At 72.2% G+C, this 9,486-nt stretch carries 8 protein-coding genes; 5 read left to right on the forward strand and 3 right to left on the reverse strand.

What is annotated here, in order from left to right; genetic code table 11:
* Nucleotides 1–178: 178 nt before the first annotated feature.
* The 3 genes from ACFU95_RS43990 (at nt 179) to ACFU95_RS44000 (ending at nt 3,885) form a co-directional block, all read left to right on the forward strand.
* Complete coding sequence (locus ACFU95_RS43990) at nt 179–1,036, forward strand: AAA family ATPase (protein ID WP_383841061.1); 858 nt, start codon at nt 179–181, stop codon at nt 1,034–1,036.
* A complete protein-coding gene (locus ACFU95_RS43995; protein ID WP_383841065.1) occupies nt 1,033–2,391 on the forward strand; it encodes a VWA domain-containing protein in 1,359 nt (452 codons plus the stop codon). Before ACFU95_RS43990 ends, ACFU95_RS43995 begins: the two co-directional genes overlap by 4 nt.
* A gap of 519 nt (nt 2,392–2,910) precedes the next feature.
* A complete protein-coding gene (locus ACFU95_RS44000) occupies nt 2,911–3,885 on the forward strand; it encodes an NAD(P)-dependent alcohol dehydrogenase (protein ID WP_383841068.1) in 975 nt (324 codons plus the stop codon).
* A gap of 54 nt (nt 3,886–3,939) precedes the next feature.
* On the opposite strand, the gene ACFU95_RS44005 is transcribed toward ACFU95_RS44000, so the two are convergent.
* The 3 genes from ACFU95_RS44005 to ACFU95_RS44015 form a co-directional block, all read right to left on the reverse strand.
* Nucleotides 3,940–4,299 carry a cupin domain-containing protein gene (locus ACFU95_RS44005; protein ID WP_383841071.1) on the reverse strand — a complete coding sequence of 120 codons (360 nt, stop codon included), beginning with the start codon at nt 4,297–4,299 and terminating at the stop codon, nt 3,940–3,942.
* Between the two features lie 141 nt (nt 4,300–4,440).
* Nucleotides 4,441–5,418: a threo-3-hydroxy-L-aspartate ammonia-lyase gene (locus tag ACFU95_RS44010; protein WP_383841074.1), complete on the reverse strand. Its 978-nt coding sequence runs from the start codon at nt 5,416–5,418 to the stop codon at nt 4,441–4,443.
* Nucleotides 5,415–6,149: a transcriptional regulator gene (locus ACFU95_RS44015; RefSeq protein WP_383841077.1), complete on the reverse strand. Its 735-nt coding sequence runs from the start codon at nt 6,147–6,149 to the stop codon at nt 5,415–5,417. Before ACFU95_RS44015 ends, ACFU95_RS44010 begins: the two co-directional genes overlap by 4 nt.
* A gap of 216 nt (nt 6,150–6,365) precedes the next feature.
* On the opposite strand from ACFU95_RS44015, the gene ACFU95_RS44020 reads away from it, so the two are divergent.
* Nucleotides 6,366–7,538: an MFS transporter gene (locus ACFU95_RS44020; protein ID WP_383841080.1), complete on the forward strand. Its 1,173-nt coding sequence runs from the start codon at nt 6,366–6,368 to the stop codon at nt 7,536–7,538.
* A gap of 37 nt (nt 7,539–7,575) precedes the next feature.
* Nucleotides 7,576–9,339 carry a glycoside hydrolase family 35 protein gene (locus ACFU95_RS44025; protein ID WP_383841083.1) on the forward strand — a complete coding sequence of 588 codons (1,764 nt, stop codon included), beginning with the start codon at nt 7,576–7,578 and terminating at the stop codon, nt 9,337–9,339.
* Nucleotides 9,340–9,486: the final 147 nt, after the last annotated feature.

Below are 9,486 nucleotides of genomic sequence, written 5' to 3' on the forward strand. Positions count from 1 at the left end.
GGCTGGGCCTCGCACAGCGGTAGCCGTACGGCGAGGCTACCGCGCGCCGCACCCCCGGGAAACCGATCGGTACCCCCCGCGCGGGCCCCGGCTCGCGGGTGACAGATCTGGTGAACAAGCGCTTAGATAGGTACCCGGACAGACCAGAGAGACACCGCCCGCCCAGCTGGAGGCCCCGTTGTTCACATCCGTCGACGATGTCTCCGCGCGTCTGGCCGAGACCGGCTACCTCGCCTCGCCCGCGGTCGCCACGACCGTCTTCCTCGCCGACCGCCTCGGCAAGCCGCTCCTGGTGGAGGGCCCGGCCGGGGTCGGCAAGACGGAGCTCGCCAAGGCCGTGGCGGAGGTCGCCGGTGCGCGGCTCGTCCGTCTTCAGTGCTACGAGGGCGTCGACGAGTCCCGGGCGCTGTACGAGTGGAACCACGCCAAGCAGCTTCTGCGCATCAGCGCGGGCCGCGACGAGACGTGGGACGAGACGCGCACGGACATCTTCAGCGAGGAGTTCCTGCTCACCCGGCCCCTGTTGACGGCGATCCGCGGCGACGACCCCAAGGTGCTGCTGATCGACGAGACCGACAAGGCGGACGTCGAGGTGGAGGGCCTGCTGCTGGAGGTGCTGAGCGACTTCCAGGTGACCGTGCCGGAGCTTGGCACCATCACGGCGACACGCCGCCCGTTCGTCGTCCTCACCTCCAACGCGAGCCGGGAGCTGTCCGAGGCGCTGCGCCGCCGCTGTCTCTTCCTGCACATCGGCTTCCCCGAGGAGGAGCTGGAGCGCCGGATCGTACGGCTGAAGGTGCCGGGCCTCGACGAGGCGCTGGCCCGCTCGGTCGTCCGGGTCGTGGGCGCGCTGCGGGCGATGGACCTGCGCAAGATGCCGTCGGTCGCCGAGACCATCGACTGGGCGCGCACGCTGCTCGCCCTGGGCGCCGACACCCTCGACGAGACGGTCGTGCGGGCCACCCTCGGCGTCCTCCTCAAGCACCAGGACGACGTCCTCAAGGCGTCGGCCAAGCTCGACCTGGACGCTCTGTGACCTCGCCCTCGGGCGTGGCCGAGCGGTTGACGTCCTTCGTCGCGGCGCTGCGCGAGCACGGCGTCCGGATCGGCACCGGAGAGACGGTGGACGCGGCGCGGGCGGTCGAGGCACTCGGCTTCGCGGACCGGGAGCTGCTGCGCGAAGGGCTGGCGGCGACGCTGTTGCATGGCACCGGTCAACGGCCGGTGTTCGACCCGGTCTTCGACCTCTACTTCCCGCACCGTGTCGGCGGCCCGGAGCAGCGTTCCGCGGGGCGGGAGGATCTGCGCGACCGGCTGGCGGCCGCGCTGACGGCAGACGACCGGGCGATGATGGCGCGGCTGGCGGCCGAGGCGGTCGACGGTTTCGGGGGATACGGTTCCTCCCCGGAGTCGGACGGCTGGTCGTCGTACCAGACGCTGGAACGGCTGCGCCCGCAGACCCTGTTCGCCCGTGTCCGGGACAACGTCCGTGGACAGGGTGGGAGTTCGGGGTTCGGCGACCGGCTGCTGGAGGACGAGATCCGGCGGCGCATCGAGGCGTTCCGGGGGCTGGTGGCCGCGGAGGCGCGGCGCCGGGTGGCCGAGCGGCGGGGCCGGGACGAGATCGCCCGGCGGGCGGTGCGGCCGACCGCCGACCGGGTCGACTTCCTGTTCGCCGGGAAGGCCCAACTGGCCGAGCTGCGCAGGGCCGTGTCGCCCCTCGCCCGCAAGCTCGCGACCCGGCTCGCCGCCCGGCGCCGCCGTGCCTCCCGGGGCTCGATCGATCTGCGGCGGACCCTGCGCGGGTCGCTGTCGACCGGCGGGGTGCCGATGAAGCCGGTGCTGCGCAGACGGCGTCCCGTGCGCCCCGAACTGGTGCTGCTGTGCGATGTGTCGGGGTCGGTGTCCGGCTTCTCGGACTTCACGATGCTGCTGGTGCAGGCACTGCACGACCAGTTCAGCAAGGTGCGCGTGTTCGCGTTCGTCAACCGGATCGACGAGGTGACCGGGCTGCTGGAACGCGGTACCGCTGACCCGGAGGGGCTCAGCGCCCGCATCGAGGCGGAGGCCACGCTCACGGGTTATCACGGCAGCAGCGACTACGGCATGGCGCTGGGCGAGTTCGCGGAGCGCTACAGCGACACGGTCGACCCGCGCACGACCGTGTTCGTCCTCGGCGACGCCCGCACCAACAGGAGCGACCCGAACCTGCCGGCCGTACGGGAGATCGCCGAACGGGCCCGCCGCGTCTACTGGCTGAACCCGGAGCAGCGTTCCCGCTGGGGCACGGGCGACTCCGCGGCACCCGCCTACGCCGAGCTGGTGGAGATGCACGAGTGCCGCACCGCCCGGCAGCTCAGCGCGCTGGTGGCACGCCTGCTGCCGGTGTGAACGCGAGGGCGCCCGAACTGCGGCGAGCCGCGGATCCGGTGTGATCAGGCGGCGAGCTGCGGGGAGAGCGCCCGGATCCGCCGCCGGCCCCGCCTCGACCTGCCGCGAGATGTCGTCGGCCAAGACCTCCAAGCTCCGAGGCGACACCGTCGAGGGCCTGGGCGGCGACGCTCTCGGCCGTGGACTCGGGCGCGTCGACACCGGCGGTGAGGTCGGTGCCGCGCGGCTTCAGGTCGAGGCGCAGGGAGTCGGTCTGCGACCGGAAGGCGGCCTTGGACGCCGGCGTTGGCCACGATGACGGGGACGAGGGCCCGGGTGACCAGGAGCGGTCCGTAGAAGTTGGTCGCGACGGACGCGGGTCGGTCACCTCCAGGGGGGCTCCAGGTTGTCTCCACCCAGCGGAAACCGATCGGTCTTCTCCGGGTGAGGCCAGGGTCGTCCCCGGAGAAAATCAGGGTTCGTCCCCGATTTCCGGTTCCGACGGCTTTCCGTACGCTCACCGGAGGCGGAGGGGGTCCCATGAAGGCAGTGATGCAGGACCGGTACGGCTCGGCGGACACGCTGGTGTTCGGGGAGACCGACGCACCGGTGCCCGCCGTCGACGAGGTGCTGGTGCGGGTGCACGCGGCCTCGGTCAACGCGTACGACTGGCATCTGATGCACGGCGACCCGAAGATCGCCCGTCTGGTGTTCGGCCTCGCGAAGCCCCGGGCGAGGATCCGGGGCCGGGACTTCGCCGGCCGGGTGGAAGCGGTGGGCAGCGGGGTCACGGGGTTCAAGCCCGGCGACGAGGTGTACGGCGAGGCCGACGGCGCGTTCGCGGAGTTCGTGTGCGCCAAGGACGGCATGCTGGGCCCGAAGCCGGCCAACCTGACGTTCGAGCAGGCGGCCGCGATACCGCTGGCGGGGAACACCGCCCTCATCGGACTGCGGGACGTGGCCGGCGTGCGGCACGGCCAGTCGGTCCTGGTCAACGGCGCGTCGGGCGGCGTGGGCACGTTCGCCGTGCAGCTCGCCAAGGTCTACGGCGCGGAGGTCACCGCGGTGTGCGGCACACGGAACGTGGACCTGGTCCGCTCCCTCGGCGCGGACCACGTCATCGACTACAAGAGGGAGGACTTCACCCGGGGCGGCCGGCGCTACGACGTCGTGCTGGACCTCGTGGGCAACCACTCCCTGGCCGGTTTCCGGCGCGCGCTCACTCCCACCGGCACGCTCGTGCTGTCCGGCGGCGGCGTGTACGAGGGCGGCAGCGTATTCGGCCCGATGGGGCTCTTCTTCAAGAGGCGGCCGGCAGCGCTCTTCTCCCGCCAACGGCTGCTCGAACTCCCCGCGAAGCAGAGCAGGGCGAACCTCGCGGCACTGCGCGAACTCGCCGAGTCAGGAAAGATCGCCCCGGTCGTCGAGCGGACGTATCCGCTCAGCGAGGCGGCCGAGGCGATCCGGTACGTGGTGGTGGAGCACGCGCGCGCGAAGGTCGTCGTCACCGTGTGAGACGCCGGGGTGGCGCATGAAGCGGGTGCCGACGCGGGCCGAGCGGTGCCGACGCTACTTCGCCTTCGCGTACTCCCTGGCGGTCTGCCCCTGGAAGTCGTAGACCACGACCTGCTCGTCGCCCACGACCCAGGCGTCGTGACCGGGCGAGCAGACGAAGACGTCGCCGGGGCCGACCTCTGTCTCGCCGCCGTCGTCCATGCGGATGTGCATACGGCCCTGGACCATGTAGCAGTTGTGGTGCATCTGGCAGGTGTCGGTGCCCGCGATCGAGGCCACGGACTCGGTCCAGCGCCATCCGGGCTCGAAGGTCGCCACGGCGAAGTCGAGATCCGTCATGTGGACGGCTTCGAGGTGGCCGCGGGGGAAATCACGCCGCTCGTCCGGCTTGTCGAGGGGCTTCACTTCCAACATGACGCGCTCCCTTCCGGCCGCGGTCCACCGCGGCCGGGACCGGACTCCCCGGCGGCCCTGGGCACCGCCCGTCGACGGCCGGCCCTCTACCACTCCATCGTCCGCCGGTCCATCCGGAGCCGCCATTCGGGGTACGCCCGCTCAGACCCGGTTCCCGCAGAGCGCGGCGAAGCGCTCGGCGTCCACGTTGCCACCGGAGACGATCACGCCGACCCGGCGCGGCAGCGTGCCCGCCCGGCCGTTGAGGAGGGCGGCCAGCGGGGTGGCACCACTCGGCTCGACGACGATCTTCAGGCGCTCGAAGGCGAACCGCATCGCGTCCCGGATCTCGTCGTCGCCGACCAGCGCGATCTCGTCGACGAGCCGCCGGTTGACGGAGAAGGTGAGCTCGCCGGGCGTCTGCAGGGCCTGTCCGTCGGCGATGGTGTGCGGCACCGGGATGCTGATGCGCCGCCCCGCCTCCAGGGACCGCTTGGTGTCGTCCCCGGCCTCCGGCTCGACGCCGATCATGCGGATGCCCGGGTAGAGGCCCTTGGCCACGGTGGAGCTCCCGGCGATGAGTCCGCCACCGCCGACCGGCGTCAGCATCGCGTCCAACTCCCCCACCTCTTCGAGGAGTTCGAGAGCTGCAGTGCCCTGTCCGGCCATGATGTGCGGGTGCTCGTACGGCGGGATGACGGTGAGGCCGCGTTCGGCGGCCAGGGCCTGGGCGATCGCGACCCGGTCGCCGGTGTAGCGGTCGTAGGTGACGATCTCGGCGCCGTAGCCGTAGGTGGCGGCCCGCTTCGACGGCGGGGCGTCCTCGGGCATGACGATGACCGCGGTGGTGCCGAGTTCGCGGGCGGCCAGGGCGACGGCCTGGGCGTGGTTCCCGGACGAGTAGGCGGCGACACCGCGCGCGAGTTGCTCCGGTGTCAGCCGGGAGGCCGCGTTGTAGGCGCCGCGGAACTTGAAGGCGCCCACGCGCTGGAAGTTCTCGCACTTGAGGAAGACCTCGGCACCGACGAGGGCGTCGAGCGTGCGCGAGCGCAGCACCGGGGTACGGTGCGCGACGCCCTTGAGCCGCGCGGCGGCGTCACGGACGTCGTCGAGGGTGACCGGTGGGGTGGTGGTCGTCACGCGTGTCCTCCAGAGGGTGTCGTGTCGGTCACGGCCCGGTCCGTCGCCTTCCCGGCCTCGGCACGCGCCTGCGACAGATAGCTGTAAGCGGACGCGCGGGAGATGCCGAGCCGGGCCGCGACCTGCTCGATCGCGCGCCGCACGGCGAACACGCCCCGCTCGTCCAGGCCGCGGAACAGCTCCAGGCGCTGGGCCCGGCCGAGCCCGGCCCAGCTCCCGTTCTGCCCGAGCTGGTGGGCGTCGAGGATGGCGTCGACGACGGAGTCGATGTCGTTGCCGAAGGTGGTGACCGGCACGTCGGCCGAGGTACCACCGACGCCACCGGCCCCGCCGATGCCGGCGAGGGCGCCGAGCAGCGCGTGGGCCTCGTTGACGGCGGTGACGTCCAGGTTGACGCAGAGGGCACCGAACACGGTGCCCGTCGAGTCCCGCAGCACCATGGTGGACGCCTTGACCAGGCGGCCGCCGCGGGTCCGGGTGACGTAGTTCAGCTCGTCCCCCGCGCCGTCGCCGCGCGCGACGATCCGCATGCCGATCTCGCTCATCGCCCCGCCCACGGCCCGCCCGGTCACCGAACCGGCCACGGCGACCACGGACTCCTCCGGCCGCCGGTAGTCATGCAGGACCACCTCGCACATCGGCCCGAACGTGGCCACCAGGCCGTCGACGACCGGCCTCAGCGCGGCGACGATCGCGTCCCGCTCCGACTCCAGGGCCTGGTCGGCCGCCATCGCACGCTCCTTCGCCCGCCCGCACTCGGCGGGTTGCCCACCGAGCCAAGATCTAGACTACACGTCCAGACTCTGTACGGACAGTCCAATCCCATCCACCAATCCCTGCGAGCCGTCCAAGCCTCGCCCCCACGGCGGCCCGCCCGGAGGAACGCACGGAGGAACGCCGCACGGATCTTGACGAGCCTGCGGATGTTACCGGTAACATCCCCCCTCATGACAGTGACGCCGGCACCGCCGAACCCACGGGTCTTCACCCCGGCCGCCGTGGTCGCCTCGTGTGTGGGCTTCATGCTCATCGGTGTCCTCCAGGCTCTGTACGGCCCCGCGATTCCCGCGTTCCGCGAGGAGTTCGGTCTGTCCCCGTCGGCCGCCGGTCTCGGGCTGAGCGCGCACTTCGTCGGCGGGGTGGGCGGCGTGCTCCTCTTCGACCGGCTCTACGGCCGGATCGGCAACCGGCGGATCCTCGGCGCCTCGTATCTGCTGATGGCCGTCGGCGCGGCCGGCTTCGCGCTCGCGCCGAACTGGCCGGCCGCGCTGGCCATGGCCCTGCTGGCCGGGCTCGGCTTCGGCGGGATCGACTACGGCCTCAACCAGCTGTTCACCGTCGGCTTCGGGCACCGCTCGACCGCCGTGCTGAACATCCTCCACGCCCACTTCGGCATCGGCGCGATTCTCGGCCCGGCGCTCATCGGCGTCGTCGGCGCCGCGCACTACCCCGCGGTCTTCCTCGGCTTCGCGCTGGCCAACCTGCCGCTCCTGCTGTGCCTGCGCGGCGTACGGGACCGGGCGCCGCAGCCGTCCGAGACGGACGGCGAGTCGCACGGCGGCCAGGTACTCGCCCGCAGCCTCGCCTCCGTACTCGCCGTGTTCGTCGCCCTGTACGTCCTGCACGTCGGTATCGAGGCCGGCGTCGGCGGCTGGGAGCCGACCCACCTTGAGACCGTCGGCTACGGAGCCGGGTTCGCCGCCACGGCCACGTCCGTGTACTGGCTGATGATGACCGTCGGCCGCTTCCTGGTCGCCCCGATCGCGCTGCGTTTCTCCGCCCAGGCCATCATCACGGTCTCGTGCGCGGGCATGACGGTCTGCCTGCTGCTCGCCACGGTCCCGGCGCTGGCCCCGTACGCGTACGCCGGTGTCGGCCTGTTCATCGCGCCGATCTTCCCGACCGGGCTGCCCTGGCTCCACCGTGCCGCCCCGCGGGCCCGCAGAGCGGGAGCGGTGGTGATCGCCGCCTCCATGGTCGGCGGCGTGGTGGCGGGTCCGGCCCTGGGCAAGGCCATCGAATGGTCCGGGATCCGCACGGTCCCGCTTCTGCTGTCCGGCGTGTCGGCCCTGTGCCTGGCCGCCACGCTCTGGCTGATCCGCAGCACCCGAACGCGCTGAATCCGCCGCGTACCTCCTGGCGAAGGGAAGCTTCCGCATGTCCGCTCTGACGACGTCTTCCGACGGTTTCGTGCTGCACGGCGAGCCGTTCCGGATCATCTCCGGTGCGATGCACTACTTCCGGATCCACCCCGACCAATGGGCCGACCGGCTGCGCAAGGCCCGTCTGATGGGTCTCAACACGGTGGAGACGTATGTGCCGTGGAACCTCCATCAGCCCGAACCCGGCGGACCGCTCGTCCTCGACGGGTTCCTCGACCTGCCCCGCTATCTGAGCCTCGCCCGCGACGAGGGCCTGCACGTCCTGCTGCGCCCGGGTCCGTTCATCTGCGCCGAGTGGGACGACGGCGGGCTGCCGTCCTGGCTGATCGCCGACACCGACATCCGGCTGCGCTCCAGCGACCCGCGCTTCACCGCGGTGATCGACCGCTACCTCGACGTCCTGCTGCCCCCGCTGCTGCCGTACATGGCCGCGGCGGGCGGCCCGGTGATCGCCGTCCAGGTGGAGAACGAGTACGGCGCCTACGGTGACGACACCGCGTATCTGGTCCATCTCGAAGAGGCCTTCCGGGCCAGGGGCGTCGAGGAACTGCTCTTCACCTGCGACCAGGCCAACGCCGAACATCTCGCGGCGGGCGCCCTGCCCGGCGCTCTGGCGACGGCCACCTTCGGCAGCCGGGTGGACCAGCACCTGGCGGCGCTGCGGGCACACCAGCCCGAGGGCCCCCTGATGTGCTCGGAGTTCTGGATCGGCTGGTTCGACCACTGGGGCGGCCCCCACCACGTGCGGGACGCCGCCGACGCCGCCGCCGACCTGGACCGTCTGCTGTCCGCCGGTGCCTCGGTCAACATCTACATGTTCCACGGCGGCACCAACTTCGGCTTCACCAACGGCGCCAACCACAGGCACACCTACGAGCCCACGGTCACCTCCTACGACTACGACGCCGCGCTCACCGAGTGCGGCGACCCGGGGCCCAAGTACCACGCCTTCCGCGAGGTCATCGCCCGCCACGCCCCGGTCCCCGACGAGCCCGTGCCCGCCCCGGCGCCCAAACTCCCGCCCCTCACGGTCGAGTTGGTCCGCCGGGCCCCGCTCCTCCGCCACGCCGACACCCTCGGCAAGCCGATCCGCACCGAGAACCCGGCGACGATGAACGACCTGGGCCTGCACGCCGGTTACGCCCTCTACCGCACGACCGTCGAAGCGGCGGGCGACGGCCTGCTGCACTTCACGGGCGGGGTCGGCGACCGCGCCCAGGTCTTCGTCGACGGCGCCCCCGTCGGCGTACTGGAACGCGAACGCCACGACGAGACCCTGGCCGTCCGTGTCCCGCGGCCCGGCGCCACGCTGGACGTCCTCGTGGAGAACATGGGCGGCGTCAACTACGGCCCCCGCATCGGCGCCCCCAAGGGCCTCCTCGGCCCCGTCACCTTCAACGGCACACCCCTGCGCGACTGGGACTGTCACACGCTTCCGTTCGACACCCTGGACGCGGTGCCGTTCGAGGCGTCCGACGCGACCACGGCCGCCGAACCGGGCTTCCATCACGGCACCTTCGACGTCGAGGCCCCGGCCGACGCCTTCCTCGCCCTGCCGGGCTGGACCAAGGGCCAGGCCTGGATCAACGGCTTCCACCTCGGCCGCTACTGGAACCGCGGCCCGCAGCACACGCTGTACGTCCCCGCGCCGATCCTGCGGCCCGGCACCAACGACCTGGTCCTCCTGGAACTGCACGCCACCACCGGCACCCGCGCCCAGCTCACCGACACCGCCGACCTCGGCCCGGAGACCGACTGATGACCCGCCCGCACCGCCTGCGGGTCACCGCGCGCCCCGCTCCCCCGGCCGCCGGCCACCTGCCCTTCGCCGACGCGCCGAACGCCCCCGACCCGATCGGGGTGACGAGCCGCTGGCTCACCCGCGGGGGCCGGCCCTGGTTCCCGG

Origin of the sequence: Streptomyces sp. NPDC057623 (assembly GCF_042800355.1) — a bacterium.
Lineage (GTDB): Bacteria > Actinomycetota > Actinomycetes > Streptomycetales > Streptomycetaceae > Streptomyces.

Coding starts and splice junctions, on each gene's coding strand:
- ACFU95_RS44020 (WP_383841080.1), top strand. CDS start 6,366: ATGACAGTGACGCCGGCACCGCCGAACCCACGGGTCTTCACCCCGGCC.
- ACFU95_RS44025 (WP_383841083.1), top strand. CDS start 7,576: ATGTCCGCTCTGACGACGTCTTCCGACGGTTTCGTGCTGCACGGCGAG.
- ACFU95_RS44015 (WP_383841077.1), bottom strand. CDS start 6,149: ATGGCGGCCGACCAGGCCCTGGAGTCGGAGCGGGACGCGATCGTCGCC.
- ACFU95_RS44005 (WP_383841071.1), bottom strand. CDS start 4,299: ATGTTGGAAGTGAAGCCCCTCGACAAGCCGGACGAGCGGCGTGATTTC.
- ACFU95_RS44000 (WP_383841068.1), top strand. CDS start 2,911: ATGAAGGCAGTGATGCAGGACCGGTACGGCTCGGCGGACACGCTGGTG.